We start from the raw sequence: 24,297 nt of genomic DNA, 5'->3' as shown, positions 1-24,297 counted from the left end.
CGCTGTTGGTCTTCGTGTTAGCCTGGGTCGCCGCAACGGCGCGAAATGGCACGTGGCTGTTGCGAGCCCAGGGGTCGTCATCCCTTTGCGAGGCTGTTTTGAGCTCCAATTCATCGGTTTCTTCTTCAACAACTTCCTGCCCTCAGCCAACCCTCGGCGGTGAAGGTCATGGCGGTATGGGTTAGCCCGTCTCACTGGCCGTCTGGCTGACGCGGCGATCTCCGTGCGGAGTGGACCGCATCGTGGGTTTCCCCTGGCCCATATGAGTTCAGCTGCCATCGCCTGCATCATTGCTGTTAACCTGGTCGGGCGCTAGATCGCGCCAGATGGAAGGGGTAGCCTTCCTGGCGGCGTTAGTTCGTCGGCTGAAACACGATGCCGCTCAGCCCGCGGTTGCGCGCATCATCACGCCGCTTTGGGCTGGCGCCTTCGTAAGCCATTAGTGCGGACATGGGCTCATTGCTTCGTAGGCCTTGGACGCTTACCGCTTCCGCTTGCGGGCCGTGGGGATCGCGCGTGGGATTGGCCGTCCTCGGCCTTGTACGGCACTGGTCAACCGGCTCGTCTCGCAGGCCAGGCTTGGGTGGCCAGATGCCGCTGCTTGCCATCTTCTTTTGTTCAACCTGTTGGATCGCTTTGGTCATGACGCTCCCGGGATCTCCATCGGCGGTCTCGGCGTCAGCCAGGCGGCCTATCCCTTCTTCTATGTCCCGGATAGGGTGAGCGCCACACGTTGGCTGTCTCGCTGCTCATGCAATTGACGCAGCTTTGTCGCCAGCCTGCCCGGTGGTCTCTTCTGTTACGCACCCGGCGCGCACAAGAGCCTCTGGGCTCTTCTCTGTATCGGGAATTTAGCGACGTGTATGGAAGAAAGAGGATTACAGAGAATGACTTCACGATTCTATTTTGTCTCCCAGGAACTGAGTTACGAGCCCCAGGGCATCATGTCACCGGCGGTGCTGGAAGCAGGCTGGGCATGAGGTGGCGCTCACCGTGGCGACCGAGGAAGACCCGGTGGCGCGGGCCGTCAGCTACCAGCCCGATATCCTGGCCTACAGCGATGACCGGCTCGCAGGCGGGGTATCTGGCGTTGAATCCAGCAGTTGGGCGCCGCGCTCGCCCCGATCCGCAGCGCCGCGGGCAAGCAGCCGATCTTCTCGGCTTTCGGGGGTCCGCACCACCTTCTTCTCCCAGATGATCGAAGAGCCGGGGTGGATGGCGCTCTGCCGCGCGAGGGTGAGGGCGTTGCTCGATCTGGCTGACTGCCTGGCCCAGGGCGTTCCGGCCTCGAGATGTCGAACTGGTGGTTCTAGCTTTGGACGGGCATATCGTCAAATCGCCGGTGCGGCCGTTGGTGCGAGGAGCTTTGACCCTGCCCACCCCGATCGCGCCCTGGTTTATGATCGCCATCCCCGCTTCGCAAAGCGCCATCAAGCACTTCATCACCGCGCGGTTGCCCGTTCAACTGTAGCTATTGTTTCAACCACGCGCCCACGAACTGGTATCCGGTGAGCGCCGCACTACCGCCGCACGGTAGATGATGATCGGAGGAGGTGCAGACGTGCCCGGTGGCCGCTGGAACATGTGGTGTTCGTGGATGATCTCTTCATCGTGGACAAAGTCTGGCCTGGCGAGTTGGCTGAAAATGGTCGCGGCTGGCGTCGGCCTGCCCTTTTTCTGCAACGTGCAGGCCAGCCCTGGTGGTCAAACAGCCCGAACTGCTGACCTTGCTCAGGCAGGCCGGGTTTGCTGCCATACCGTGAGCATGGGCATCGAGTCGGCCGACGACCGCATCCGCACTGAACTGCTCCACCGGCGGATGACCCGCGAGGAGATCGTGACCGCCGGCCGCCTGGTGTGCGAGACCGGAATGCACGTCACCGCCACCAATATCCTGGGGCTACCCACCAGCACGCTCGAAGATGACTTGCGACGATGCACCTCAACAGAGAGGCGCAGATCAGCCACGCCCACGGTTTCTTCCAGCCCTATCCGGGCACGGAACTGGGTAAATTTGCCTCGCGATAAGGGGGCTGGGTGCCCGGCACGCTGGATGATTTTAGCGAGGTCGCCTGGGAACGCTCCATCCTGACCTTCGAGAGCAAGGAGGCCAAGATGCCGTGAGCACTTGCAGCGGTTGTTCGGCATCGGCGTCGAATGGCCGCGGCTGGAGCCGCTCATCCGCTTTGGCTCATCAATCTGCCGCACAACCTCGTGACCGATACCCTCTTCTGGTGGGGCCACAAGCTGCATAAGGGCTACGCGATCTACCGCCCGTGCATCCGATCAGAATGCACCTGACCGAGTTGTTCAAGCTGACCAGGCACTATATTCGACTGGTGAGGCTAGGGTAACCGCTCAGACAGGCAGTGAGAATGGTCTCGATAGCGGCCGGAGGGGCCGCCTGAGCAGTTACGACCAGTCCATATTTATGGTACAATTGCGCCGTTGTTCTGTGCTTTTTTGTATCCACGTGAGGTGAGCGATGTCATTCCCGTCTGGCGGATCGTGGTTGCTGGTTGCGCGGCGACGCTATTTCGTCGGTCGCATAGCCGAGCGCGAGGCTTTTCCGGACGGCATTGGCCGCGGCTGACTTCGCCGTTCCTCGTGCTGTATGTCTTGGGGTCGGGTGGCATGGGCAAGTCCCTCGCTCCTGCGCGAGTTCAGCAGCATCGCCACGGAGACCCAGGGCCCCAGCCTACCTGACGCACGCAACTTTGAGCCAGCGCCGGAAGCGTTTCTGAACGCGCCAGCAGGGCGACTCTGCCCATCATGCTCAAACGAGACATCGGCGCCCTTTCCGACTGTTGGCGGGGGCGACAGGTGATCCTGGTAGACACTCTGCGAGCTGGCTGGCGCCTCTGGACAACTGGTTGCGCGAGGTGTTCCTGCCCCAACCGCCGGAGAACGTGCTGGTCGTGCTGGCCGGCCGCAACCCGCCTGCCTGGCCTGGCGAGCCGATCCAGGCTGGCAGACGTTGCTGCGGGTCTTGCCCTGCGCAATCTCAGCCCGAAGAGAGCCGCGCGTATCTGCGGCAACGCAACGTCCCCGAAGATCAATGTCAGGCCGTCCTGACCTTCACCCACGGGACATCCCCTGGCCCTGTCATTGGTGGCAGAAACGTTCGCCCAGCGCCCGGCGGTCATCTTTCAGCCGGAAGCTGCGCCCGACATCATCAAGACCCTGTTGGAACAGTTCGTGCAGAAAGTGCCCGGCCCTGCCCATCGCGCCGTAAGCCCGCGTTGGTGCGGCTGATCAGCGAGCCGCTGCTGGCAGAGATGCTGGCCCCGCCCGATCCCCACGAGTTGTTCGATTGGTTGGGCGGCCTGTCATTCATCGAGTCGGGGCCGCTGGGCCTCTTTTCCGCACGATCTGGCCCGCGAGGCGCTGGTGACCGACCTGCGCTGGCGGCATCCCGATTGGTACAAAGAACTGCACCGGCGAGCGCAGCTTCTACGTTGGTCGGCTGGGCGCTGAGCAGCGCGACAGGCAGCAGCGGTTGTTGTTCGATCTCGTCTTTCTGCATCGTGAAAAATCCGGCCGTCCGGCCCTTCTTCGAGTGGGCCGAAGGGGGCAGCATCCTGCCGGATGCCGCGCGCAGCCGATTGGCCGGCGCTGGCCGCGATGGTCAGCAAACATGAGGGCGCGGACTCGGCGCGTTTGGCCACTCATTGGCTGGCGCGGCAGCCCGAGAGCTTCCTGGTATTTCGTGACGCGCATCAGGCGCCGATCGGTTTCATGGCGATGATCGCTGGAGCGCGCCGCTCCCCAGATCTCCAGGCCGATCCTGCGGCGCAGGCGGCGTGGACTTACCTGAACAGACACGCGGCGCTGCGGCCCGGCGAAAGGGCCACCCATTTCCGTTTCTGATGGGCGAAGAGACCTCATCAGGCGGTCTCACCTGTGCAAAGCCTGGTTTTCATCCAGGCGGTCAGCCACCACTCCACCACGCCCGGCCCGCTTCACCTTCTTTCCCTGCGCGCAGGCTGATTTCTGGGAGATGGTGTTGGCCTCTGGCGCCGACCTGACCCGGCTGCCCGAGGCGGGTTTGTCATGGGGGAGCGGGCTTACGGTGCGTATGGGCACGATTGGCGGGCGAGCCGCCGGCCGCCTGGCTGATGTTGCTGGGTGAGCGGAAGTGGGCGCGCCTGCGACGGCCGTTGCAGCGGCGAAATTCGCTGAGCAGATCGTCGTGCTCAGCCAGTCCGATTTCGCCGTCGCGGTGCGGGATGCCTTGCGCGATTTCGTGCGGCCCGGACGTGTTGCGCGGAACCCGCTGATGCGCTCGCGGCTGGTGCTCGACGCGGTCCGCCATGCTGCGCCGGCCGACCGGGCAGTGGCTTTGCAGGCGCTCATCAAGGAGGCCGCTGACGCGCCGCAGGCCTCACCCCGGATCCAAACTCCACCGGGCGCTGCATCACACCCATTTTCAACCCGCGCCGACCCAGGAACGCGCGGCCGAATTGCTGGATTTACCCTTCAGCACCTTATCGCCGCCACCTGATGGCCGGCATCGCCCAGGTGACGGCGGTGTTGTGGGCAACGGGAAGTGGGCGGTGAAAGGACAAAGGAGGATCTGATGCCGGATCAGGACGACCGCCATGAAACGCTTGCGCGCCTGGCCGCGCACTGACCGACGCCTGGAATTCGCACGATCCCCAGCGTGGGCGGCGCTTTGCGCGGCGGATTACGAGGGGAGAACATCGGTGAAGCCGCGCCGCACCGCGGGCCGGAGGGGATGGCCGCCCGGTGGCGGCCTACCTGGCGGCGTTCCCCGACATCCATTTCACGGTGGAGGATGCGGTCATTCAGGCGAGCGCGCCGTCCAGGTATGGCGGGCGCACGCCACCCATAGCGGCCCGTTGATGAACATCCCCAGCACGGGACGGCGCATCACCGTGCGCGCCTCACTCCTGACGTTCCGAACGGGCAAGTTTGCGAGCGACCTACATCTGGGATGTGGCCGGGCTGCTGCGAGAGATCGGACTGTTGCCGGAACTCTAACCCCCTGTTCAGAAGGCCCCCTTGCAAAAGTGCGGTTGCCGTTGATGGCAGCCGCACTTTTGTTTCCCCATTCGGCGGCCGGCCGGGGCGCGCAAATGAGCGCCAAGTGAACAAAAAATGATCTGGTGAATGAGCAACGTTCGGGCGTATATTCGGATCATCAGGGCCGCACGTGGTCCGATCATACGACTCAGGAGGCACAACCATGTCAGTTCAGTCAAACGAGACCCTCGCCCGCCGCTATCTGGCGGATTTTTGGAATCGCGGGGACGCGACGGCGGTCGCTGAGATCGTCGCCGCAGATGCAGTCGGCCATGTGGCCGGGCAGCAGATCACCGCCGGGCCGCAGACGCTGCTCGCCCGCCGGGCTGGCCTGCTGGGCATCTACGCTAACCCGATTTTCACCCTGGAAGATGCCATCGCGGCCGGCGACAAGGTTGTGATCCGCTGGACCTTCCGCGGCCAACACACCGGCGCGGGCGCGGGCGTTGCGCCGACGGGCAAGGAGATCGTCGCCACCGGCATCAACATCTTCCGCATCGCGGGCGGCAAGATCGCCGAGCTGTGGGTGGAGAGCGACGATCTGGGCGAGCTGCGCCAGCTCGGCGTGCTCCCTGCGGGAAGTTGAGGCGCGCTTCGACGAGCAGCGTCATGTCTACGTTCAACGATACGCCAGCAGGCCACAGCTCGTCGGAGCAACTGATCACCGACCTGATTGCGGCCTGGAACACGCATGACCTGGATCGGGCCACGGCCTTCTTCGCGGCCGAGTATGAGGGGAACGACGTGGCTCAGGTCGGGCCGCAACACGGTCCCGCGGCCATCCGCCGGGCGCTGGCGGGTTACTTCCAGGCGATCCCCGATGTGACCTTCACGCTGAGTGACCTGATCGTCGCGGGGGAACGCGCCGTGGCGCTCTGGACTGCGCGAGGAACCCATCTGGGCACGCTGATGAACATCCCGGCCAGCGGCCGCCACGTGACGGTGCGCGGGGTCTCAACCTTCACCCTGCAAGAGGGCCAGATCACAAAAGCGGACTTCATCTGGGATGTGGCAGGCCTGCTGCGGGCCATCGGCCTGCTGCCAGAGCTGTGAAGTGAGCAAAAAGTGAGCAGCTTTCGGTCTGGAGATTGAATGCCGGAAGCAGTAGACTCAAGATGTCTGAGCGATCGGCCAGCACATCAGTGACCGTTACCGATCCACCAAGTTACCAAGTTACCAAGTTACCAATTCAGGAGGCATTCCATGTCCAACAAATCCGTCTCGCTCAAGTTCTTCGAAACGTATGGCAATCAACACGATGTGGAGGGGTGTATGCCACTCTTCAGCGAGGATCTTGTCGTCTACACGACCAGTGCGCCAGGGCCGCTGGATCTCGCGGGCTACAAACAGCTCGGCTCTGCCTTTCTCGCCGGGTTTGCCGACCTTCACGAGACCGTCCTGGAGCAGTTCGAGGACGGCAATAAGGTCGTGAGTCGGGTGGCATGGAGCGGAACGCACACGGGGACGCTCAACGGCATTCCGCCCACGGGACGGTCCTTCCAAAACGAGTCCATCGTGATTGACACCGTGGTGAACGGAAAAATTGCGGAGCGCCGGGAAGTCAGCGACATGCTCGGCATGCTCCAGCAGCTCGGGCTCATCCCGGGGTAGCAGTCCGCGATGGTAGATGGTGCGCGGGGGTCTCAACTTTCTACCCTGTTGCAATCGATGGGCCAGATCACAAAAGCGGACTTCATCTGGGATGTGGCGGGCCTCCTGCGGGCAATCGGCCGACAATGGCTCTGACCATTTTGCCAATCTACCAATCTGTCAGCTACCAACTCTAGGAAAGGAGAACAATTCCTATGTCAACAGTCGAGACGAACGTGCAGGTCATTCAGAAGGTCTACGAAGCGTTTGGGCGCGGCGACGTTCCAGCCGTTCTCGCCTATGTCGACGAGAATGCCACCTGGATCAATCCGTATGGGCAAGGCCGTTTTCCCGGTCAATGGGGCAAACCCTGCCGAGGTCATGCGGAGATCGTGGAGTTCTTTAGGGCCCTCAATGAAGCCGTAGAGGTGCGCGGGTTCAATCCCTTCGAAATTGTCGCACAAGACAGCAAAGTGGTCGTGCTCATCAAGTGGAACGGCCTGGTCAGGCAGACCGGGAGACCCTTTGATGTCCTCTTGGTGCACATCTGGACGTTGCGCAACGAGAAAGTTGTCGACTACATCGGCCTTGACGACGCAACGGCCTATCCGTTCTGAGAGTTCGACTCATACTACTGGAGGCAAACGATGCGTGGCACACTGAATGATTTCCCGATTGACGTTGAGATCCCATCTGTGACGATCCGCCATGTCGAATGGGGTGGCATGATCATTGAACGTGGCGAGACACGGCAGGAGGCCGACCCAGGGCCGCTGTTCGCCGGCCTGCCGGACGACCGCTGCCAGTGTCCGCACTGGGGTTATGTCGTGAAGGGCCGCATGCGTTTTCGGTTTGCCGACCGGGAGGAGGTCTACAGCGCGGGCGATGCCTACTACGCGCCGCCGGGCCATCGGCCTGTCCTGGAGGCCGGCTGCGAGTATGTCGAGTTCAGCCCGATTGGGCCGTGGGCACAGACGATGGAGGTCGTTGGGCGCAACATGCAGGCCATGACCTCCAGAGGATAGCGAACTTCACCATTCAAGGAGACCCAACATGGAAAGCAAGAACATAAAGACCCTGCGCAACGCCCATCAGGCGTTCAGCGCCAAGAGGCTTGACCAGTCCCAGCAGACTGTGGCTGAGCGGGTACGCTTCACCGATCACGGCCGCGGCCAAGTTGTGAACAGCCGGGGCGAGTTCCGAGGCTGGATGGAGAGTCACTTCGCCATGTCATCGGACATGCGCATCGTTGACGCCCGCTACATTGACGCCGGCGACTACGTCATCGCCCAGTTCCGCGCGGTCGGCATCCAGGATGGCCCGCTGCTGGCGTTCCCAGCCAGCGGTAAGTCCTTCTCGCTGGACGTGTGCGAGGTGTGGCATTTCGACGCCGATGGCCTGACCGACGAGGGGCACAACTATTCGGACGGATTGGGGCTGCTGATGCAGTTGGGCCACCTGCCGGCGCCGCAACCCGCGTGACCCAGGAGAAAGGTATTCCATGAGCGACAATCTCGCAACCATCGGCGCGATCTACGAAGCATTCGGTAAGGGCGACATCCCGACCATCCTGGGCCACTTGGCCGACGATGTGCGCTGGGAGGAATGGGCCGACAATACCGCCCAGAAGGCGGGCGTCCCCTGGCTGCAAGCTCGGCACGACAAAGCCGGCGCGCTGGAGTTCTTCCAGGTCATGGGTAGCCTGCTTCAAGTCACCGAACTGCGCATCCTGTCGTTGATGGCGGGCGGCAATCAGGTGGCGGTTGAGTTTGTGATCGCCTGCGATGTGAGGGGAACCGACCGACGCTATCGCGACGAAGAGATCCACTTGTGGACGCTCAACGACGCGGGCAAGGTCGTCCGGATGCGGCACTATGCGGACACGGCCAAGCACATCGCGGCGGCCCAGGGCTGATCGGATAGCGGCTCGTGCAGGTAACTTTAACGTACGTAAGGACGAATACGATGATCCGGGCGAGTTGGATGGATGAGGCGACCCGGCATGACATCCGGAAGCGCAGCACGGCCAGGGAGCGAATCTGGGGCGCCTTGCGGATCGCCGCGATGGTTGCGATCGTTTCGCTGTGGGGAGTCCAGGTGGGGCCAACTTCGACTTCTGCCACCTCATCTGTTCGAGAGGATACACCTGCAATGGGCGACTCAGTACGAGCCATGTCTGCGCAAACCGTTCTCAAGCCGCAAGAGCCGCCGTTCGACCCGGAGCGCGTCGCCTATCTCGAGGCGGCCGGCTGGCGGGCATACTATGACCGCAATTGGCCGGCCGTTTTCGGGCTGATGGTGCAGATGAATCGCGAGCAGTTCCGCATGGCGCTGCCGACTGCGGTCGTGGCGGCCATTGACATCGTGCGGGCCAGCATCGCCTTTGCGCCGGTAGACAACGACGTGCCGGGGGCCACCGCGCACCTGCAGCGCTTCTACGAAAAGGCACGCCGTGCTCGTGGCCTGCAAGCCGACGCGCACACGCTGGCTGCTCTGGAGGTGGATTATTGGGTCGTCCACCGCCGGCTGGCGCTCGAACGCAAGCAAGCGCCGAACCACACAGGCGACATCGAACCGATGGTCGCGTCACTCGCCCGGCTGCACGCCGCGCTGTTCGACGCGCCGCCGGAGGCGATCCGCCGCTCGGCCGAGCAGCGAGCAGATGCGGCCGCAAGGGTGGACCGCATCACGGGCGGCTATTCGACCGACGTGGCCGAGGACTGGCGGCAGGTCGAGGCGCACCTCCGTGAGGCGTATGGCAGCCTGCGGTGACGCACCTGTCGTATGGGCATTCAATTGGGGATTGAGATGACCACAAAACGCGTCGAGACCGTCATCGTGGGCGGCGGGCAGGCCGGGCTGGCCACCAGCTATTGGCTCAAGCAGCACGGCCGCGAGCACATCGTCCTGGAGAAGGCCGACCGGTCCGGCCACGCCTGGCGCCAGCGTTGGGACAGCTTCACCCTGGTGACGCCCAACTGGACGTTCCGGCTGCCGGGCGCGGAGTATGCGGGCGATGATCGGGATGGGTTCATGCCACGCGATGAGATCGTAGCTGCCTTCGAACACTACGTGGCCGGCCACGCTCTGCCGGTGTCGTTTGGGGTGGACGTGACCGCGGTCGAGCCACTGACCGATCGTCCCGGCTATCGGGTGCGCACGACCGCAGGCGATTTCGCGGCGCAAAACGTGGTGATCGCCACTGGCCTCTTCCAGCGCGCCAAGATCCCCGCGTTTGCGGCCGAACTACCGACAGATGTGCTGCAACTGCACTCCGAGGGTTACCGCAACCCGACGAGCTTGCCGCCCGGCGCCGTACTCGTGGTCGGCAGCGGCCAGTCGGGCTGCCAGATCGCCGAGGAGCTGCACAAGGCCGGCCGGCGGGTCTTCCACAGCGTGGGCGGCGCCGGCCGTGCGCCGCGGTGCTATCGCGGCAAGGATACCTACGAGTGGCTGACCCTGGCTGGCTTCTTCGACCGCACGCCCGACATGCTCCCCTCGCCCCAAGCGCGGTTCGCAGCTAATCCGCACGTCTCCGGCGCGGGCGGCGGGCACGATCTCAACCTGCACCAGTTCGCCCGCGATGGCGTGACGCTGTTAGGCCACCTGACGGGCGCAAGCGATGGCCGGCTCGGCATGGCGCCCGATCTGCACGAATCCCTGGCCAAGTCTGACCAACTCGAAGCCCGCGTGCTCGGCCTGATTGACAGCTATATTGCCCGCAACGGGTTGGCTGCGCCGGAGGAACGACGGGTTGGGCTGCGAGACGGCTACGACCAGTCGATCATCACAGAACTGGACGTGCAAGAGGCTGGAATCACGACGGTGATCTGGGCGGCGGGCTACAACTTCGACTTCAGCCTGGTGAAGCTGCCCGTGACCGACGCTGATGGCTTTCCGCTGCAACAGCGCGGAGTCACAGCCTACTCCGGCCTCTATTTCGTCGGCATGCCCTGGCTGCACACGCAAAAATCCGGCCTGCTGTTGGGCGTGGGCGACGATGCCGCGTTCATCGCCGGGCATATCGCAGGGGGATGAGCAATCAGAATGAGCAATCAGAATGAGCAATCAGAATGAACAATCCATTAAGAACAGGAGAGTACACGATGTTACTGGTACGTGATGTCTTTCAGGCAAAGTATGGTCGGGGCGATGAACTGGTCGCCCTTTTCGGGGAGATCGCCGAGCATTGGCGGCATGGCCAGCACAGTATTGAGTTGCGCGGCAACCGCACTCTGACCGATGCGAGCGGCCCCTTCTTCACGGTCGTCACCGAAATCGAAGTGGCCGATTTCGCGGCGTGGCAGCAGTTCATCGCCGAGGAGTTCGCGATGCCGGAGTTCGGCGATTGGTTCGCCCGCATGATGCCGCTCGTTGAGTCGGGCCGGCGGGAGTTCTACAACATCGTGGCGTAGTTCCGTTTGCATCCCACAACCATGAGGTGCCCCTGCAGCCGGCCCCTGGGCGGCGCGCTCTGCCATCAGCAGCGGGACGAACAGAATCGCCGCAATCGCCAGGATGGCGGCCTGCCCCCTTCTGCGTGAAGGATCGGGCTAGCGGGGCGGGTTATTGTCTGTTATCCTCGATACTCCCAAACTTGCCTGAGTTTCCTGTCACGTATTCGTAGGCTTCCGGCGTCCGCCTCGGCATCGCCGTAAGGACCGCCCCTGCTATGAGATCGGCAACCTGCAACGGTTCGCTTCGGGAGCGCTTGACCAGGATGCGCTTGAAGCTACGCGGGATGCTTCTGGCCGTCATGAACCGGCGTAGCTCCGTCCGCTGTGTGGCGGCTGAGCCGAATTCGTCCAGAATCAAGGTTGCGCCTTCACGTTTGTCCTGGGGAATCAGCCGGATCAGCTCAGTCACGAAGTAGAGGTAGAAGTCCAGCCGGGCCGATATCTTACCTTGACAGTTGTCACGTGGCGCGTTACAATCCACGCATGATCAGAACGTTTGCCGTCGGTGATGCCTACGAAGTTGAGATTGCGGACTATCATTGAGGTGTAAGAACGATGGCAATCGCGAACACAGATCAACGGCAGACTCCACCCACGCATCCCGGCGAGATGCTGCGCGAGGATTTTATGCCAGACTACGGATTGACTGCCAGCGGACTGGCTGCGGCGTTAGGCGTATCGCGCCAGACCATTCACGAGCTGTTGCGCGAGGAGCGGGCGATCACGCCGTTGATGGCGCTGCGCCTGGCCCGCCTTTTCGGCAACTCCGCTGCGTTTTGGCTCAACGCCCAACAGGCCCGGGACCTCTGGGAGTTGGCGCGACGTAGCCAGGCGGACCTGATGCGCATCCAACCGTTAGCGGTTCCTGCCTAGCCAGCAACACCTCTGGGCGCACGCTGTGTACTCCCCCTGGCGCCGCTCTCGAAGAACTCCGCATGGAAATTCCTGGGATTTCCCAGCCGGAGCCTCCTATGCCCGCCGACTGGACGCAGTTCGCCGATCTGTTGACCGCCCTCCTCTACCGCATCAAGGACGCGGCCGAGACGACGATTTTGAGTTGTCGCGGCCGGTGTCCGAAGGATAGTATCCAATCGGATACAATGCTTGTTGATGAACACTTTCCTTCACTCTGAGGTCTATCTGCTTCTGTTGGGCGGCGATAAGTCGTTGCAGAAACGAGAGATCAGGCGCGCTATTCAACTGGCGCGAACTTTGGATAATCGGCAGTCTATGATGGAGTCGGCGCACTTGGTCATGCCCTGTCGCTGACGCAGCGCTTTGACGGCAACAACTGGGAATGGTAGAATGGAACCAGGATGAAGGCAACAAGCTATGAGCGGATCAAATATGAACAACTCCTCAGAGACCAATTGGGCGCTGGTTGACTCGTTGACAGATGAGATGATTGACCGGTCAGAGGTTCCGCTGCTGGACGAGTCGTTCTTCGCCAGAGCCGTCTGGCGGATGCCCGAAGGCCAGGTAGTGGTTGTTGTGCCTGTGGATCCGGATCTACTCGCTTGGTTTCAGGCGCAAGGCAGCGAGAAGAGCGCATGATCGCCGCGCTTCGCAGCTATGTGGAGGCGCTCAAGCATATTGCGCCCCACCCGGAACTCATGGCAGCCTAGCGTACTTGCATCAGATTGGCTACACTGGGGTGAGACGCAACTACAGATTTCGGTGGCGTTCGTGGTCACGGCGCCGTGTAGGAGGCGAGCAGCGCTGGCAGATGGTGCGACACCCCCCGGATGGCGACAGGCATGGCAGTCGCTGTGGAGCGCAAGGCTCAGCTCGACCAGCTCGGCGCCACCGCCAGACGAGGTGCTGGCCGAGTGCATCCACTTCTTCTCCGGTTACCGCGACACCGACCTGCCCCCATCCACGGCCGCCTCGAGGGACTCTGGGTGCCGGAAGAACAGACGTGGACATGAAACTCCACCGCGGCAAAGCATCGGCGCGCTCTATCCACGTTCCTCCGCTGCTTGTTCTATCCCGTAGCCGCTTTCGACGAGTTCCTTCAAGCGCTGGACGAAACGCGCGGCGGGCGCGCCGTCCACCAGGTCATAGTCGAAGCTCACGCTGAGGCTCAGGTACTCAGGTATCTCATGGCTGCCACGTCGTCGGACATCTCGCCCCGAATCGCTCAACCACCTGTTCCAAATTCAGCCGCCGGCCGGTTTCCTGTGCGGAATTCCAGGCGCCTGGCTGGAGCGACGCCTCTATCTCCCTACGCAGCCGCGCGGCCTCGGCGCGGGCGTCGGGAAAGCTGGAATAGCGGCTCGCGAAGGCCAGCATTTCCGCCGCCTGCAGTTCCTTGCCTTCCCTTCGCAATAACTCCGCCAGCCCGATGAAAACGTAGGCAAAGACGGGTTCGCTCTGAATGTTTACGGCAATTGCGAGCGCCTCATGGTAGAACTCCTTCGCGTCCTGAATCCTGCCGGTGGCGCAGGCGATCCGCCCTGACATCGTCAGGGTTTCCACCATCCCGCCCTTGTTTCCGATCTCGCGGCGATGGATGAGGCTTTCCCTGCTGAGCTTTTCCGCCTCGGTTGCCTTGCCCAGGGCAAGCGTCGCCCGACTGAGCAAATGGAGCGCCAATGCCTGGCTTTCCCTGTCTGCAATTTCCTCGTAAATGGCGAGGCTCTGTGCCAATTGACGGCGAGAAGCGGCATACGCGCCCCGGATGTATGCGACGTTTGCAAGAGAGACGTTGAAATGGGCGGCCAGGCGACGATTGCCGAGTGTCTCAGCCAGTTGTAAACCCGATTGGGACGTTTCCGACATTGCCTCGAAATCGCCCAACATATACAGCGCGCCGCTTAAACTCAGGAGTGAATTTGCCAGCGCCGACTGGTCGTTCAACCTGCGGCGAATTTCAACGGCTTCCCCAAGCAAATCCCGCGCCTGTTCGGAGTCTCCCGTCAGCCAGGCGGCAACGCCCAACTGGTCGAGCGCAAATGCCGCCTCTGCTTCCTCTCCCATGCATACTGGCGCAACACTTCGTGGATGGAGTAGCGCCCTTCCGGGTCGCGTTGCACGAAAGAGCGGTCGGTCAACGACGCCAGCAGGGAAAACGGGCAGTCCGCCACAGCCTGCGCGGCGGGGAGGGTAAACCCGCCGAGGAACGTCGAAAGGCGCAGGAAGGCGTTTTGCTCTTCCGCCGTGAGGCGCGCCCAGGAGGAATCGAAAACCGCGCGCAGGCTTCTTTGTCGTTCGGGAATGTCGCGTTGGAACGTGGCAAGAAAATCCAGGCTGCGGGCGATCTCGCAGGAATTCAACCAGGATGTCGGCGAAGCTGAGCAGGTGTTCGAGATTGTCGAGAACCAACAGGAGTTCGTGCGCCTGAAAGAATTTACCGAACTGCGTTTTGGGACCATCTGTGCCTGGAGAGAAGGAGCCAAGGGGAACATCGTTCAGCGCGATCTCCACGCCACCGAAGAGATGGATTTTGAGCTCTTGCATCATGGAGTCCCCCAATAAACGATCTCTAAACGATGCCGTGCTATGATGGGGCAAGTGTAGCACGAATTCGAGAGGTAAGCCAGCACACATGCCTCAGCATTCCAAGAGCCGGCCAGGCCGCTATCGCATCTTCGTGCTCAGCCTGTGGAGGCGGCCAGCAGCGTCCCCGGCGGACCGGCGGACCGGCGCATCAGCCTGAAGACCCGCAAACGGGCTGGTGGACCGGCTTCACCTCCTGGACCAAGCTCAGCGCACCTGACGGCCTGGATGAAGGGAGGTGAGCCAACAGAACAACACATCGAACGCGAACTATCGGACAACATCGAACAGTAATCGGTTGTGTACAGCCACATCACCATCGGTGTCACAGGGTTGCTGTTCCTGCGGCAGGCGAAGACAGAGTAGAATGAGGTTGTCCCGCAGGCTGGCTAACCTCTGCGGGACGATCAAGATGAATGGCAATTTGCCAAAGGAGATGAACAGATGACCACACCTAACACCCCGCCCGCCGTCCCGCCTCAGGCCCGCTTCTTCCAGTGGGTGCAGGGCTGGGCGAGCCTGATGCTCTGCCACAGCCTCGTCAAGACCGGCGTGATCGAGCAGATGGCCGGCCAACCCCGCACCGTGGATGAGATCGCCGACGCGTGCGGCCTGCACCGGGACACGCTCTACCGCGCCCTGCGCATGACGACCACCCCCGAGATCACCGCCCGCGAGGGCGACCGCTGCGCGCTCACCAACCTGGGCCGGATGACGCTCAAGGACACACCCGGCAGCCTGTACAACGGCATCCAGATGATGGGCACGGACGCCTACCAGCGCCCCTGGCAGAACTTCGCCTACAGCCTGACCACCGGCGAGAGCGCCTTTACGCATGTGATGGGCATGCCCTTTTTCGACTATCTGGGAGCAGTACCCGGAACTGGGCCTGCCCTTCCAGCAGCAAATGGCGACCTATGCCCAGATGACCGACCCTGCCCTCGTTCCGGCGTATGACTTCTCCCCGTTCCGCACTGTCTGCGATGTCGGCGGCGGCCAGGGCGCCTTTTCTCAAGCGGGTCATGGAAGCCAATCCGCATCTGCGCGGCATCCTCTACGACCTGCCGGGCGTGGTGGCGAACCATGTGCTGGGCGAGCTCGACGACCGGGTCGAGGTGGTGGCCGGCAGCTTCTTCGAGCGTGCCCTCGGCCGACCTGCTGATCCTGAAAGCCGTGTTGCACGACTGGTCCGACGCGAAGTGCGCGGTCATCCTGGAACGCTGCTGGCAAGCCATGTAGCCCGGATCGAAATTGCTGATCATTGACCGGGTGATCGAAGAGCCTGTGGAAGTCCTGAGCCTGTTCTACGACCTGCATATGCTGGTGCAGATCGGCGGGCGCGAGCGCACGGCGACGGAGTTCCGCACCTTGCTCCAAAACGCCGGCCTGCAGATGCAGCGCATCATCGTCCCGACCGAATCGCCGATGTTCCCGCTGCGCCTGGTGGAGGCGTCGCTGTAGCCGGGCGCTCGCCAAAGGCCTCAGGGCAAGTGCTGCCCCTGATCCCACGCGGATTTTAGCCAGTTCATTCTATGTCCACCTAGTCGGCTGCTGCGCTGGTACGACCGGCTGATCTTGGCGTTGTCCGGTTTCGGGCCGATGCAGCCCGGTGGAGGTAGAAGCGGACTTCGGCCCCCCATTTTTACATCGAGAAGCCGATGGAAAACTGCTGCTCCGGCTTCCCCGGCGAGGCCGCGATTCTGATGGCTCGCAAAGGAGGGACGGCATGAACACCAGTCCCTGCCGCGAGATCAATGCTCCTGCAAGCCGGGCTGTTGATCTTTCCTTTCCACCGTCGTCGTCGGCATCCTCAACGGCCTCGATGCGGGATGGAGTTCGCCCGCCCGATGCTGATGGCGCACGTCCACGCCGCGCACGCTGGTTAATCGCGTGATCCGATCACCTTCGGCTTCATCAGCCGCCTGCGCCAGTGATCTTCTGGATGTTGAGGGGCGAACGGTCGGCGGTGAGTGCTGGCGGATCCGCCCCTGCGGCTGGGGCGATACTGATCGGCCTGTACATCCCCTTCCAGGTCATCGGCATCATCATCTACCTGGTGCGGCTGGGGCCGAAGATGCTGGCCGTGCGCTGGCTGGCGGGCGGCCCGGCCCGGCACTATGCCATCAGCGCCTTCTTCCTCGTCGCCAACTTGGCCCTGATCACCACCATGATCGTCAGTTTCATCACCGGCGCCTATGGCGACCCGCCGGACTTCTCCAAGATCCCCTTCTGGATGGTCTTTGCCATGAATCACGCCATGTTCATCGGCGTGATGACCAACGGGTTGTTGGGCCTGGCGGCGGGCTGGCGAGCGGGCGGCGTTCGCGGTGTGCCGTGGGCCGATCACGTCATCTTCTGGGGATCGAACCGGGCCTGGTCGGGCTTCGGGTCGTGGGGTTGATGCTGCAGTCCGCGCCGGTCAAGCAGGTCTTCGCACCGATCATGGGCACGGCGATCCTGATTGCCATCATCACCTATCTGGTTGCGCCTTCGCGCGCCGGCGAACGGCGACGTAACCGCCTGCGGAGTCAGGTTGAACCCATTCCAATCATTTTTACCAAGGAGATAAGGTCATCATGCAACTCATCTTGATCATCTTGCGCTTGATTCACATCGCTGCCGGCACATTCTGGGCGGGCAGCGCCCTAATGCGCCCTGGTCATCCTGCCGGGGCGCGTCAGGGGCCGGGCCTGGCAGCTGAACGGCACTTGCCTGAGCTGGTTGCCATTTCCGGACATGGGCATCGCTTCCATGCTGACCACACTGCCGTCTGGCCTCGCCTACTGGTTGCTCTCCGGCTTCTCCTGGGCCTGATCAGCAGCCCCCTGGGCATCGGCCTGACCCCGGGCTCCCTGGCTGGGATCAGGGCCTCTTTGGCTCGGGCACCTTCTCCACCGCCCCAGCCTAAAGCAAGCAAGCTTGAGGCTGGGCGGCCCGCGCCAGGTCGTGGGCAGCCCGCCCCAGCCGGAACAACTGGCGGAGATGAGTTCGCAGGCGCTGGCCTTTCCAGTAGCCAATGGAGCACCATCCCCGACGCCGCGTTGGCGCTGATGGCCGCGGCGCGGTATTGGCAGAGTTTCTACTGCGGCTCGCTCGGCCGCTAGACTGCCGTCTGCAGATGAATCGGCTCGATTCCGGCGTAGGCTGCCTCGTTCAGTTGGCTAAGCTCCCAGTTCTCCTGCATGTTGAGCCAGAAGCGGGGATTCTGCCCGAACAGTCTGCCCAGCCGCATCGCCATGTCAGGCGTCATACCCCGCTTGCCGCGGCAGATGTCGCTGATCTTGGATTGCGCCATGCCCAGGCGCTCAGCGACCAGGGATTGGGTGATCTGGTTCTGGTCGAGAATCTCTTGCAGGATCTCGCCAGGATGCACTGCGATCGCTCGTCGTGATGTAATCGTCATACTAGCCTCGATGTCAGCGCCATGATTTTCGCTGCGGCGCTTGGTGGCGGTCGGTAATTTCGACATTCAGGACGTCGATCCGGGTTCCATTGGAAGCAAATCCGGTACTGGTCGTTGATGCGAATGCTGTACTGGCCGGTTCTGTCCTCCTTGGAGCTGTTCGAGTCGCCAGCCTGGAAACAGCGTCAGGTCAGCGAGCGCAGTCATCGCGCCCAGCTTGCGGGCATCAATGAAGAGGATTTCCCTGCGGACGTGCTTGTACTCGGCCGCGTCCATGTTGCTGCGCAGCGCAACCGCCGCCCATGATATCATGGACCGATCCAAAACTCGATCTGACAGGCAGCAGGCGTTCAAGACGCAAACATCTCGGCCAGCGTCATCAACACCGTTTCCTGGACCCTCTTCCGCGATGCGGCCCAGCCGACCACTAACCGGAGCTTGTCAACGGTGCGCAATTGGTCGAGTACCACCTGTCCCTCTTTGCCCTCGAAGGTACAGGGAACCCGGGTTGGGTAAGGCCGGCCTTTCGTGGTCATGGGCGCCACGATTACTGTCGCGATGTGGTGGTTCATCTCGTTTGGCGATACGACCAGACACGGCCCGCGTTTTCTGTATCTCGCTGCCCAGGGTCGGGTCGAGAAGAACCAGGTAGACATCGAACCGATCCACCGGGCCAGTTACCATTCCCATTCCTCCTCGTCCCAGGTTGTGGCCGTAAGCTGCGCGCCATCCAGCAGTGGATCATCTCCTGCCATCGCCATCGCAGCAAACCCTTTGGCCCAGCCCGCGCGGACGCGGCGCGCCGGCCGGATGGAGATCTGTCCGTCGTGTACTTCTAGCTCTACGCTGTCGCCAATCCCAGCCTGCTCTAACAGCGGCTTGGGATGCGAATCCTGTGAGTTGCCGATGCGCACGATACGCGTCTGTATCGCGACTGTCATAGCTTTCCTCCTCAACAAATGTAATTACATTATAATTACATCAATGACGGGTGTCAAACCGTCAGGGCGGGACATTTCCTCTACGCAATAAGGTAAGGATCGGCATGACAGAGAACTTCTGCGGAAACAACGGTTACGGCTCAATAACCCTGCGTCCAGCCGGCAAAACAAAAGCGCCTGTGCAATAAATGCACAGACGCCTTGCTTCGAGCGGGAGCGACGGGATTTGAACCCGCGGTCTTCGGCTTGACAGGCCGACATGTTAACCGCTACACCACGCCCCCTTGTCGAGCTGAACTGTGTTCAACCTGACGAACGGCATCTTACCATGCACGGGGGCTTTCGTCAAGTTTTCAGGCGGCAAAGGACGCGGTCACATCAAGCCATGACGGCTGCCACGCGCTCGAGCGCCTCGTTGATGTCCTCTGCGCTGACTTCGTAGTGAGTCACGGCGCGCAGCCGCCGGCCGCCGACGGTGAACAGGCGCACGCCCGCCGCTTCCAGGGCGCTCTGCGGGTGCGCGGGGGTCATTTCCGGGCGGGTCAGCTCGAACATCACGATATTGGTTTGGGTACGCGCGGGGTCGGCGGTCAGGCCGGGAATCTGACTCAGGCCCGCGGCCAGGCGTTGCGCGTTGGCATGATCGTCCCCCAGCCGCTCCACCATCTGCTCCAGGGCCACGATGCCGGCCGCGGCAATCACGCCGGCCTGACGCATACCGCCGCCCAGCAGCTTGCGGTTGCGCCGCGCCTGCTGGATGAACGCGGCCGAACCGCACACCACCGAACCGACCGGCGCGGCCAGGCCCTTCGACAGGCAGAAGGAAACTGAATCAGCGTCGGCTGCCAATTCCCTGACCTCCACGCCCAGCGCCGCCGCGGCGTTGAACACGCGCGCCGTCCACGTGCAGCTTGAGCTGATGGCGCCAACGCCAGGGCGCCGACAGCTTGCACATAAGCCACGTCGAGCACCGCGCCGCCGCAGCGGTTGTGCGTGTTCTCCAGGCAGATCAGGCGCGTGCGCGGAAAATGCACATTATCGCCCCGAATCGCTGCCTCGATCTGATCGAGAGCCAACGTGCCGTCCGTCTGATTGGGCACCGTGCGCGGATGGATACCGCCCACCACGGCCGCGCTGCCCTGTTCATAATAGAAAATGTGCGCCTGATCGCCCACGATGATCTCATCCCGCGGCCGCAGTGCGTCAGCAGGAGACCAGGTTGCCCATATGACCGCTGGCGACGAACAGGGCCGCTTCGCGCCCAGCTGCCGCCGCAGCCAGCGCTTCCAGCCGCTGCACCGTTGGGTCATCGCCCAGCACATCATCGCCCACCACCGCGTTCGCCATCGCCAGCCGCATCGCCAGCGTCGGCCGCGTAATCGTATCCGAACGTAAATCAATGATCTTCATCACTCATCATTCAGCTCTGAGCATTCAGCATTCAGCATTCAGCATTCTCCTAATACTTCCTCACCACATTCCGATAGGCCAGCGGCTGGCGGCACTGGAAGAGCTGAAACTCCTCGCGCGCCTGGCGCACCAGGTCCAGGTTGATGCGCGCAATGCCGTAGCCTTCGGCATTATCTTCCAGGCCGGTGTAGCGTTCGCCGCGCGGGCTGAGCGCGCCATGGAGTCGCCAAAGAACTGGTAGCTCGGCTCCTCGCCCACGCGGTTGGCCGCCGCGACGAAGACCGAGTTTTCGCACGCGCGGGCCACGCAGTAGGCGCGCCATTCGTCCTGATGCGGCAAGCCCTCCCGGTTGGCGCACACCGCCACCACGTCCGCGCCATCCAGGGCCAAGCTGCGCGCCGCTTCGGGAAAGGCCATGTCCCAGCCGACCAGCACGCCCAGGTTGCCCCATTCCGTCTCGAAGACCGGGAAGCGGAAGCCGTTGCGGAAGGCCAGGCGTTCTTCACCCTTGAGGTGAACTTTGCCATAGCTGCCGATCAGTTCCCCGTCCGGCCCGATAACCACCGCGGTGTTGTAGAGCACACTCTCTACTTTGGCGCCCGGACACCATGCCGAAGACGACATGGGTGTTGTATTACCGGCATCCTTGGCGATGCGGCTGACGGTGGGGCCAGGCACGGTTTCGGCATAGTCGGTGAAGCGCAGGCCACATTCATGGCCGGTGGTGGTCAGCTCTGGGAAAACCACCAGGTCAACCGGCTGCTCGGTGCAAATTTTGTTGATAAAATCGGACATGCGGCGGATGTTCTCATCAGGCTCGTTCAGAGTTGGTTGGAACTGCACCACGGCAATCGTAATTTCTCGCATGAATCTTTCTCCTCGATGGGTTACAAGATCTGTTCCAGGACGGGCCAGGTGGGGCCGTCCCAGCCGAAGCGGGTCAGGTCAATGCGGTCGTGCTGATCGAACTCGATCCCTTCGTCCTCAAGCAATTGGCGCTGGAGCTTGGCGCTGTGCGTTTCACAACTGGTGGTGACGCGAGCATAGTGCGGGCCAGCCCTGCCCAGCACCCGATGCCAGGGCACGGCGCCAGCGGCCTCTTCATGTGTCAAGCCGTGCAAGGCCCAGCCCACCGTGCGCGCGGCGCGTGGCTCGCCCATCCAGGCCGCCACCTGGCCATAGGTGACCGCGCGGCCGTGGAATCAGCCCGGTCAGGACTTTGACGCGCTCGAAAACATTTGCCATCGCTTCCACTCCTCTGGCGTGTTGACATTGACAAAGGACAGGCGCCCAGGGTCGAAGCGCCACGTCCGCGGCTGTCACCTGGCACACCTGCACAGCCGCATAAAAGAGATCATGCGCCGGTCACCCGCCAGCAGATGGCGTTCGACAGCCGGCGTACAACTGGCCGGCCGATAGACGGCGTGCAGCGGCTCCAGCAGGTCGTCCACCTGCGGCACCACCACATCGTACCCCGCCTGCGCCAGCGTCAACATGAAGCCCAGCAGCGCCGGGTTCAGAAAGGGCATGTCGCAGGCCACCGCCAGTGCCAGGTCGCCGCGGGCCATGCGCAGGCCGGAGTAAACCCCCCGTGGGCCGCTGCGCGCGGCAGGGCGTCAGGTATCAATCGAGCAGCAAAATCGGCCACCAGGAACTGATAAGACTCGGGGGTGTTGGTCACGACAATCAGGTCATCGGCCAGCGGGCGCAGGCATGCGGCCGTGCGCGCAATCAGCGGCTGCCCGTCCAGGGACAGCAGCGCCTTGTTGCTGCCCATGCGTCGGCTTTCACCGCCGGCCAGGATGATCGCCGAGATGCCAGTCATCGTTAACCGCTCCCAAACAAAAGCCCGCTTGACCGATTGGCCTGTAACTGCGCGCCTGGCGCTCGAGGTCAGGCGTGAGTCACTCCCCTTGTCAGCGGGCCTTTGTCAGACATTTGGGCACAAAAACCGGCGATTGCCAGGCAACCCGGGTATGTCCCTCAGCGCATGCCCCTACCTACGCATGCGCGCCATGTACGCCACGGCTTCGCCCACGGTGGTAATCGTCTGAGCTTCTTCGTCGCTGATCTCGCCGCCAAACTCCTCTTCGAAGGCCATAATCAACTCAACCAGGTCGAGTGAATCGGCCTCCAGGTCCTTGCGAAAGCTGGCATCCATCGTGACGCGACTTTCGTCCACGCCCAACTGTTCGACGATGATCGCCTTGATCCGATCGTAAGTGTCGTTCACGTGAGAATTCCTCCCTTTACACGTCTTGCTCGCCAATGATAGCTTGAGAAGTCACAGCGGGGCTACTCAACTTAACCTTTTGACTATTCTAGCAGGGTTACTAGGCACTGTCAATTCAGGCACTTGACAAGGCTATGACCACTTGGTAAGATGGTGACGAACTTCATTCGCCTCACGTCTGGAACACCAGATGACAAACAAAGTTACGGAAGGATACAGACACGCCATGCAGGCAGATCGCGGCCAGCCCCACAAGGAGCGCAAGGCCGACCACATTCGCATCAACCTGGAAGAAGATGTCACTTTCCCCAACCTGACCACCGGACTGGAGTCTTACCGCCTGCGTCACCAGGCGCTGCTGGAGCTTGATTTAGGCGCTGTTGAGTTGCAGCACTCTCTGCTGGGCAAACGCCTGTCAGCGCCGCTTCTGATTTCATCCATGACAGGCGGCACCGCACGCGCACAGGAGATCAATCAACGCCTGGCGGAGGCGGCACAGGCCCGCGGGCTTCGGCCCTGGGTGTCGGTTCGCAGCGCACGGCGCTGGAGGCGCCTGAGACAGCCGTCACGTTCCAGGTGCGCCACGTGGCGCCCGACATCCTTCTCCCTGGGCCAACCTGGGAGGCGGTGCGGTTGAATTACGGTTACACCGTGGATCACTGCCGCCGGGCGGTGGAGATGATCGAGGCCGATGCGCTCATTTTGCATCTGAATCCGCTGCAAGAAGCACTGCAAACCGACGGCAACTGGGATTGGTCGGCCTGTTACTTAAGATCGCGCAGGTCTGTCGCGAGTTACCCGTACCGGTCATTGCCAAAGAGGTTGGTTGGGGCATCGGCGGTGACCTGGCGCGCAGTTGTGCGATGCCGGAGTTGCGGCCATTGATGTGGCCGGCGCAGGCGGCACCTCCTGGAGTCAGGTGGAGCTTTCCGGGCGCCCACCGAGCGCCTCCGCCGCCTGGCCCGCGTTTTTGCCGATTGGGGTCTGCCCACCGCGACGGCCCTGGCCGAATGTCGCGCTGCGCTGCCGGGCGTGCCTCTGATCGCCAGCGGGGGCATCCGCAGCGGCCTGGACGTGCTCAAGTGTGTGGCCCTGGGCGCTGACGCGGTGGGCCTGGCCGGGCCGTTCCTCAAAGCCGCCGCGGTCTCGACCGAAGCGGTCCTCGATACGATTGACACCCTGGTCGAAGAGATGCGCATTGGCATGTTCTGTGCCGGGGGGCGATCCGGTCATCGCTCTCACGGTCGTAGGCCGCGCTGGCGTTCGCTGCGTAACAAATTTTCCTGGTATACGACGATGTGGAAGACAATAGCCCGACGCGCCGCCATCGCCCTACGGTCTGGGCGCTGGCGACCGCAGGCCATCAATGTCGGAGATGCCCCCTTTGCCCACGCGCTTGAGAGCCTGCTCAACCTGGCGCCCGTCGTGTCGGCTGTGCAGGTCATGGAGAGACGGTGCAGCGTTTCGTCCATGCCTGCAGTCGCCCTCACTGAAGGTCAACCGGACTGGGCTTCGAGGCCCGCCTGGATGTCACCACGGATGACTATCTGCAGATGATTCGTGGCAAGACGGCTCGCGCTGCTGGCGGCCAGTGTGGGAGAGATGGGCGTGGGGCTGGGGGCGCACAAACGCAGCAACTGAGCGCTGCATCACTTCGGTGTGAGTCGCTCGGTCTCGCGTTCCAGATTCAGGATGACATTCTCGGCATCTGGGGCGATG

At 62.5% G+C, this 24,297-nt stretch carries 38 protein-coding genes, 1 tRNA gene and 3 pseudogenes; 25 read left to right on the top strand and 17 right to left on the bottom strand.

Annotated elements, in window-relative coordinates; all coding sequences use genetic code 11:
• The first annotated feature begins 1,303 nt into the window (after positions 1-1,303).
• The gene (locus IPF85_RS06615) at positions 1,304-1,471 is read left to right on the top strand and encodes a hypothetical protein (protein WP_343407284.1); all 168 of its coding nucleotides are present in this window, start codon (positions 1,304-1,306) and stop codon (positions 1,469-1,471) included.
• Positions 1,472-1,606: 135 nt separating this feature from the next.
• Here IPF85_RS06615 and IPF85_RS06610 read toward each other — a convergent pair whose 3' ends face one another.
• Positions 1,607-1,876 (bottom strand): hypothetical protein, encoded by a 270-nt coding sequence (locus IPF85_RS06610; protein WP_343407283.1) that lies wholly within the window; start codon positions 1,874-1,876, stop codon positions 1,607-1,609.
• A gap of 1,235 nt (positions 1,877-3,111) precedes the next feature.
• On the opposite strand from IPF85_RS06610, the gene IPF85_RS06605 reads away from it, so the two are divergent.
• The 14 genes from IPF85_RS06605 to IPF85_RS06540 all read left to right on the top strand — a co-directional run bounded on the left by IPF85_RS06605 (position 3,112) and on the right by IPF85_RS06540 (position 11,051).
• The gene (locus IPF85_RS06605) at positions 3,112-3,255 is read left to right on the top strand and encodes a hypothetical protein (protein WP_343407282.1); all 144 of its coding nucleotides are present in this window, start codon (positions 3,112-3,114) and stop codon (positions 3,253-3,255) included.
• Positions 3,243-3,641: a hypothetical protein gene (locus tag IPF85_RS06600; RefSeq protein WP_343407281.1), complete on the top strand. Its 399-nt coding sequence runs from the start codon at positions 3,243-3,245 to the stop codon at positions 3,639-3,641. Before IPF85_RS06605 ends, IPF85_RS06600 begins: the two co-directional genes overlap by 13 nt.
• Complete coding sequence (locus tag IPF85_RS06595; protein WP_343407280.1) at positions 3,625-3,870, top strand: hypothetical protein; 246 nt, start codon at positions 3,625-3,627, stop codon at positions 3,868-3,870. The genes IPF85_RS06600 and IPF85_RS06595 overlap by 17 nt, the downstream gene beginning before the upstream one ends.
• 268 nt (positions 3,871-4,138) lie before the next feature.
• The gene (locus tag IPF85_RS06590; RefSeq protein WP_343407279.1) at positions 4,139-4,504 is read left to right on the top strand and encodes a hypothetical protein; all 366 of its coding nucleotides are present in this window, start codon (positions 4,139-4,141) and stop codon (positions 4,502-4,504) included.
• A gap of 705 nt (positions 4,505-5,209) precedes the next feature.
• Entirely contained in the window at positions 5,210-5,632 is a 423-nt protein-coding gene (locus IPF85_RS06585; RefSeq protein ID WP_343407278.1) for an ester cyclase, read from the top strand.
• A 23-nt stretch (positions 5,633-5,655) separates the two neighbouring features.
• Complete coding sequence (locus tag IPF85_RS06580) at positions 5,656-6,099, top strand: ester cyclase (RefSeq protein WP_343407277.1); 444 nt, start codon at positions 5,656-5,658, stop codon at positions 6,097-6,099.
• 150 nt (positions 6,100-6,249) lie between these two features.
• On the top strand, positions 6,250-6,657 hold the full coding sequence (locus tag IPF85_RS06575; RefSeq protein ID WP_343407276.1) for an ester cyclase: 408 nt from the start codon (positions 6,250-6,252) through the stop codon (positions 6,655-6,657).
• Positions 6,658-6,851: 194 nt separating this feature from the next.
• A complete protein-coding gene (locus IPF85_RS06570; RefSeq protein ID WP_343407275.1) occupies positions 6,852-7,253 on the top strand; it encodes a nuclear transport factor 2 family protein in 402 nt (133 codons plus the stop codon).
• Between the two features lie 30 nt (positions 7,254-7,283).
• The gene (locus tag IPF85_RS06565; RefSeq protein ID WP_343407274.1) at positions 7,284-7,661 is read left to right on the top strand and encodes a cupin domain-containing protein; all 378 of its coding nucleotides are present in this window, start codon (positions 7,284-7,286) and stop codon (positions 7,659-7,661) included.
• A gap of 28 nt (positions 7,662-7,689) precedes the next feature.
• Positions 7,690-8,118: a nuclear transport factor 2 family protein gene (locus IPF85_RS06560; protein WP_343407273.1), complete on the top strand. Its 429-nt coding sequence runs from the start codon at positions 7,690-7,692 to the stop codon at positions 8,116-8,118.
• 19 nt (positions 8,119-8,137) lie between these two features.
• Entirely contained in the window at positions 8,138-8,551 is a 414-nt protein-coding gene (locus IPF85_RS06555) for a nuclear transport factor 2 family protein (RefSeq protein ID WP_343407272.1), read from the top strand.
• A gap of 236 nt (positions 8,552-8,787) precedes the next feature.
• Complete coding sequence (locus IPF85_RS06550; RefSeq protein WP_343407271.1) at positions 8,788-9,408, top strand: hypothetical protein; 621 nt, start codon at positions 8,788-8,790, stop codon at positions 9,406-9,408.
• 36 nt (positions 9,409-9,444) lie between these two features.
• Positions 9,445-10,674, top strand: a complete 1,230-nt coding sequence (locus IPF85_RS06545; RefSeq protein WP_343407270.1) for an NAD(P)-binding domain-containing protein — start codon at positions 9,445-9,447, stop codon at positions 10,672-10,674.
• 68 nt (positions 10,675-10,742) lie between these two features.
• The gene (locus tag IPF85_RS06540) at positions 10,743-11,051 is read left to right on the top strand and encodes a hypothetical protein (protein WP_343407269.1); all 309 of its coding nucleotides are present in this window, start codon (positions 10,743-10,745) and stop codon (positions 11,049-11,051) included.
• A gap of 151 nt (positions 11,052-11,202) precedes the next feature.
• On the opposite strand, the gene IPF85_RS06535 is transcribed toward IPF85_RS06540, so the two are convergent.
• The gene (locus IPF85_RS06535; protein WP_343407268.1) at positions 11,203-11,502 is read right to left on the bottom strand and encodes a hypothetical protein; all 300 of its coding nucleotides are present in this window, start codon (positions 11,500-11,502) and stop codon (positions 11,203-11,205) included.
• A gap of 146 nt (positions 11,503-11,648) precedes the next feature.
• Between IPF85_RS06535 and IPF85_RS06530 the strand changes: the two genes are divergently transcribed.
• From IPF85_RS06530 to IPF85_RS06520, 3 genes are all read left to right on the top strand, one after another.
• Complete coding sequence (locus tag IPF85_RS06530) at positions 11,649-11,966, top strand: HigA family addiction module antitoxin (RefSeq protein ID WP_343407267.1); 318 nt, start codon at positions 11,649-11,651, stop codon at positions 11,964-11,966.
• A 98-nt stretch (positions 11,967-12,064) separates the two neighbouring features.
• Positions 12,065-12,226 carry a hypothetical protein gene (locus IPF85_RS06525; protein ID WP_343407266.1) on the top strand — a complete coding sequence of 54 codons (162 nt, stop codon included), beginning with the start codon at positions 12,065-12,067 and terminating at the stop codon, positions 12,224-12,226.
• Between the two features lie 214 nt (positions 12,227-12,440).
• Entirely contained in the window at positions 12,441-12,647 is a 207-nt protein-coding gene (locus IPF85_RS06520; RefSeq protein WP_343407265.1) for a hypothetical protein, read from the top strand.
• Between the two features lie 404 nt (positions 12,648-13,051).
• Here the strand turns inward: IPF85_RS06520 and IPF85_RS06515 are convergent, their stop codons facing one another.
• On the bottom strand, positions 13,052-13,168 hold the full coding sequence (locus tag IPF85_RS06515; RefSeq protein WP_343407264.1) for a hypothetical protein: 117 nt from the start codon (positions 13,166-13,168) through the stop codon (positions 13,052-13,054).
• A 25-nt stretch (positions 13,169-13,193) separates the two neighbouring features.
• Entirely contained in the window at positions 13,194-14,072 is an 879-nt protein-coding gene (locus tag IPF85_RS06510) for a tetratricopeptide repeat protein (RefSeq protein WP_343407263.1), read from the bottom strand.
• Positions 14,073-14,324: 252 nt separating this feature from the next.
• Between IPF85_RS06510 and IPF85_RS06505 the strand changes: the two genes are divergently transcribed.
• From IPF85_RS06505 to IPF85_RS06480, 6 genes are all read left to right on the top strand, one after another.
• On the top strand, positions 14,325-14,570 hold the full coding sequence (locus IPF85_RS06505) for a hypothetical protein (RefSeq protein WP_343407262.1): 246 nt from the start codon (positions 14,325-14,327) through the stop codon (positions 14,568-14,570).
• 465 nt (positions 14,571-15,035) lie between these two features.
• The gene (locus IPF85_RS06500; protein ID WP_343407261.1) at positions 15,036-15,548 is read left to right on the top strand and encodes a hypothetical protein; all 513 of its coding nucleotides are present in this window, start codon (positions 15,036-15,038) and stop codon (positions 15,546-15,548) included.
• The gene (locus tag IPF85_RS06495; protein WP_343407260.1) at positions 15,545-15,856 is read left to right on the top strand and encodes a methyltransferase; all 312 of its coding nucleotides are present in this window, start codon (positions 15,545-15,547) and stop codon (positions 15,854-15,856) included. The genes IPF85_RS06500 and IPF85_RS06495 overlap by 4 nt, the downstream gene beginning before the upstream one ends.
• On the top strand, positions 15,843-16,052 hold the full coding sequence (locus tag IPF85_RS06490; RefSeq protein ID WP_343407259.1) for a methyltransferase: 210 nt from the start codon (positions 15,843-15,845) through the stop codon (positions 16,050-16,052). The genes IPF85_RS06495 and IPF85_RS06490 overlap by 14 nt, the downstream gene beginning before the upstream one ends.
• A 505-nt stretch (positions 16,053-16,557) precedes the next feature.
• On the top strand, positions 16,558-16,992 hold the full coding sequence (locus IPF85_RS06485; protein WP_343407258.1) for a hypothetical protein: 435 nt from the start codon (positions 16,558-16,560) through the stop codon (positions 16,990-16,992).
• Between the two features lie 518 nt (positions 16,993-17,510).
• On the top strand, positions 17,511-17,642 hold the full coding sequence (locus tag IPF85_RS06480; RefSeq protein ID WP_343407257.1) for a hypothetical protein: 132 nt from the start codon (positions 17,511-17,513) through the stop codon (positions 17,640-17,642).
• Between the two features lie 49 nt (positions 17,643-17,691).
• On the opposite strand, the gene IPF85_RS06475 is transcribed toward IPF85_RS06480, so the two are convergent.
• The 13 genes and pseudogenes from IPF85_RS06475 to IPF85_RS06415 all read right to left on the bottom strand — a co-directional run bounded on the left by IPF85_RS06475 (position 17,692) and on the right by IPF85_RS06415 (position 22,578).
• The gene (locus IPF85_RS06475) at positions 17,692-18,060 is read right to left on the bottom strand and encodes a HigA family addiction module antitoxin (protein WP_343407256.1); all 369 of its coding nucleotides are present in this window, start codon (positions 18,058-18,060) and stop codon (positions 17,692-17,694) included.
• Complete coding sequence (locus tag IPF85_RS06470) at positions 18,061-18,306, bottom strand: hypothetical protein (RefSeq protein ID WP_343407255.1); 246 nt, start codon at positions 18,304-18,306, stop codon at positions 18,061-18,063.
• A 38-nt stretch (positions 18,307-18,344) separates the two neighbouring features.
• Positions 18,345-18,684: pseudogene (locus IPF85_RS06465) on the bottom strand (type II toxin-antitoxin system PemK/MazF family toxin).
• A complete protein-coding gene (locus IPF85_RS06460; RefSeq protein WP_343407254.1) occupies positions 18,672-18,935 on the bottom strand; it encodes an AbrB/MazE/SpoVT family DNA-binding domain-containing protein in 264 nt (87 codons plus the stop codon). The pseudogene IPF85_RS06465 and the gene IPF85_RS06460 overlap by 13 nt, the downstream one beginning before the upstream one ends.
• Positions 18,936-19,146: 211 nt before the next feature.
• Positions 19,147-19,219 (bottom strand) — tRNA-Asp (locus IPF85_RS06455).
• Between the two features lie 94 nt (positions 19,220-19,313).
• A complete protein-coding gene (locus tag IPF85_RS06450; RefSeq protein WP_343407253.1) occupies positions 19,314-19,826 on the bottom strand; it encodes a beta-eliminating lyase-related protein in 513 nt (170 codons plus the stop codon).
• A gap of 98 nt (positions 19,827-19,924) precedes the next feature.
• Positions 19,925-20,110, bottom strand: a pseudogene (locus tag IPF85_RS06445) (beta-eliminating lyase-related protein); the annotation flags it as partial.
• Positions 20,111-20,138: 28 nt separating this feature from the next.
• Positions 20,139-20,345: a beta-eliminating lyase-related protein gene (locus IPF85_RS06440; RefSeq protein WP_343407252.1), complete on the bottom strand. Its 207-nt coding sequence runs from the start codon at positions 20,343-20,345 to the stop codon at positions 20,139-20,141.
• Between the two features lie 60 nt (positions 20,346-20,405).
• Positions 20,406-21,212, bottom strand: a complete 807-nt coding sequence (locus IPF85_RS06435; protein ID WP_343407251.1) for a carbon-nitrogen hydrolase family protein — start codon at positions 21,210-21,212, stop codon at positions 20,406-20,408.
• 20 nt (positions 21,213-21,232) lie between these two features.
• A complete protein-coding gene (locus IPF85_RS06430; protein WP_343407250.1) occupies positions 21,233-21,505 on the bottom strand; it encodes an MGMT family protein in 273 nt (90 codons plus the stop codon).
• A 159-nt stretch (positions 21,506-21,664) separates the two neighbouring features.
• Positions 21,665-21,913: an NTP transferase domain-containing protein gene (locus IPF85_RS06425; RefSeq protein WP_343407249.1), complete on the bottom strand. Its 249-nt coding sequence runs from the start codon at positions 21,911-21,913 to the stop codon at positions 21,665-21,667.
• Positions 21,862-22,170 carry an NTP transferase domain-containing protein gene (locus tag IPF85_RS06420; protein ID WP_343407248.1) on the bottom strand — a complete coding sequence of 103 codons (309 nt, stop codon included), beginning with the start codon at positions 22,168-22,170 and terminating at the stop codon, positions 21,862-21,864. Before IPF85_RS06420 ends, IPF85_RS06425 begins: the two co-directional genes overlap by 52 nt.
• 171 nt (positions 22,171-22,341) lie before the next feature.
• On the bottom strand, positions 22,342-22,578 hold the full coding sequence (locus tag IPF85_RS06415; protein ID WP_343407247.1) for an acyl carrier protein: 237 nt from the start codon (positions 22,576-22,578) through the stop codon (positions 22,342-22,344).
• 226 nt (positions 22,579-22,804) lie between these two features.
• On the opposite strand from IPF85_RS06415, the pseudogene fni reads away from it, so the two are divergent.
• Positions 22,805-23,796: pseudogene (gene fni, locus IPF85_RS06410) on the top strand (type 2 isopentenyl-diphosphate Delta-isomerase); the annotation flags it as partial.
• Between the last annotated feature and the right edge of the window lie 501 nt (positions 23,797-24,297).

Source organism: Candidatus Amarolinea dominans (assembly GCF_016704685.1).
Lineage (GTDB): Bacteria > Chloroflexota > Anaerolineae > SSC4 > Amarolineaceae > Amarolinea > Amarolinea dominans.
The sequence above is the reverse complement of the archived record's forward strand: the minus strand, read 5'-3'. Positions and strand labels throughout refer to the sequence as shown.

Excerpts from the sequence above, each read along its gene's own strand:
- IPF85_RS06595 (WP_343407280.1), top strand. The coding sequence starts at position 3,625 with ATGGTCAGCAAACATGAGGGCGCGGACTCGGCGCGTTTGGCCACTCAT.
- IPF85_RS06585 (WP_343407278.1), top strand. The coding sequence starts at position 5,210 with ATGTCAGTTCAGTCAAACGAGACCCTCGCCCGCCGCTATCTGGCGGAT.
- IPF85_RS06580 (WP_343407277.1), top strand. The coding sequence starts at position 5,656 with ATGTCTACGTTCAACGATACGCCAGCAGGCCACAGCTCGTCGGAGCAA.
- IPF85_RS06575 (WP_343407276.1), top strand. The coding sequence starts at position 6,250 with ATGTCCAACAAATCCGTCTCGCTCAAGTTCTTCGAAACGTATGGCAAT.
- IPF85_RS06570 (WP_343407275.1), top strand. The coding sequence starts at position 6,852 with ATGTCAACAGTCGAGACGAACGTGCAGGTCATTCAGAAGGTCTACGAA.
- IPF85_RS06565 (WP_343407274.1), top strand. The coding sequence starts at position 7,284 with ATGCGTGGCACACTGAATGATTTCCCGATTGACGTTGAGATCCCATCT.
- IPF85_RS06560 (WP_343407273.1), top strand. The coding sequence starts at position 7,690 with ATGGAAAGCAAGAACATAAAGACCCTGCGCAACGCCCATCAGGCGTTC.
- IPF85_RS06555 (WP_343407272.1), top strand. The coding sequence starts at position 8,138 with ATGAGCGACAATCTCGCAACCATCGGCGCGATCTACGAAGCATTCGGT.
- IPF85_RS06550 (WP_343407271.1), top strand. The coding sequence starts at position 8,788 with ATGGGCGACTCAGTACGAGCCATGTCTGCGCAAACCGTTCTCAAGCCG.
- IPF85_RS06545 (WP_343407270.1), top strand. The coding sequence starts at position 9,445 with ATGACCACAAAACGCGTCGAGACCGTCATCGTGGGCGGCGGGCAGGCC.
- IPF85_RS06540 (WP_343407269.1), top strand. The coding sequence starts at position 10,743 with ATGTTACTGGTACGTGATGTCTTTCAGGCAAAGTATGGTCGGGGCGAT.
- IPF85_RS06530 (WP_343407267.1), top strand. The coding sequence starts at position 11,649 with ATGGCAATCGCGAACACAGATCAACGGCAGACTCCACCCACGCATCCC.
- IPF85_RS06525 (WP_343407266.1), top strand. The coding sequence starts at position 12,065 with ATGCCCGCCGACTGGACGCAGTTCGCCGATCTGTTGACCGCCCTCCTC.
- IPF85_RS06520 (WP_343407265.1), top strand. The coding sequence starts at position 12,441 with ATGAACAACTCCTCAGAGACCAATTGGGCGCTGGTTGACTCGTTGACA.
- IPF85_RS06510 (WP_343407263.1), bottom strand. The coding sequence starts at position 14,072 with ATGGGAGAGGAAGCAGAGGCGGCATTTGCGCTCGACCAGTTGGGCGTT.
- IPF85_RS06500 (WP_343407261.1), top strand. The coding sequence starts at position 15,036 with ATGACCACACCTAACACCCCGCCCGCCGTCCCGCCTCAGGCCCGCTTC.
- IPF85_RS06495 (WP_343407260.1), top strand. The coding sequence starts at position 15,545 with ATGACTTCTCCCCGTTCCGCACTGTCTGCGATGTCGGCGGCGGCCAGG.
- IPF85_RS06475 (WP_343407256.1), bottom strand. The coding sequence starts at position 18,060 with ATGTCGAAATTACCGACCGCCACCAAGCGCCGCAGCGAAAATCATGGC.
- IPF85_RS06470 (WP_343407255.1), bottom strand. The coding sequence starts at position 18,306 with ATGATATCATGGGCGGCGGTTGCGCTGCGCAGCAACATGGACGCGGCC.
- IPF85_RS06460 (WP_343407254.1), bottom strand. The coding sequence starts at position 18,935 with ATGACAGTCGCGATACAGACGCGTATCGTGCGCATCGGCAACTCACAG.
- IPF85_RS06440 (WP_343407252.1), bottom strand. The coding sequence starts at position 20,345 with ATGAAGATCATTGATTTACGTTCGGATACGATTACGCGGCCGACGCTG.
- IPF85_RS06435 (WP_343407251.1), bottom strand. The coding sequence starts at position 21,212 with ATGCGAGAAATTACGATTGCCGTGGTGCAGTTCCAACCAACTCTGAAC.
- IPF85_RS06430 (WP_343407250.1), bottom strand. The coding sequence starts at position 21,505 with ATGGGCGAGCCACGCGCCGCGCGCACGGTGGGCTGGGCCTTGCACGGC.
- IPF85_RS06425 (WP_343407249.1), bottom strand. The coding sequence starts at position 21,913 with ATGGCCCGCGGCGACCTGGCACTGGCGGTGGCCTGCGACATGCCCTTT.
- IPF85_RS06420 (WP_343407248.1), bottom strand. The coding sequence starts at position 22,170 with ATGACTGGCATCTCGGCGATCATCCTGGCCGGCGGTGAAAGCCGACGC.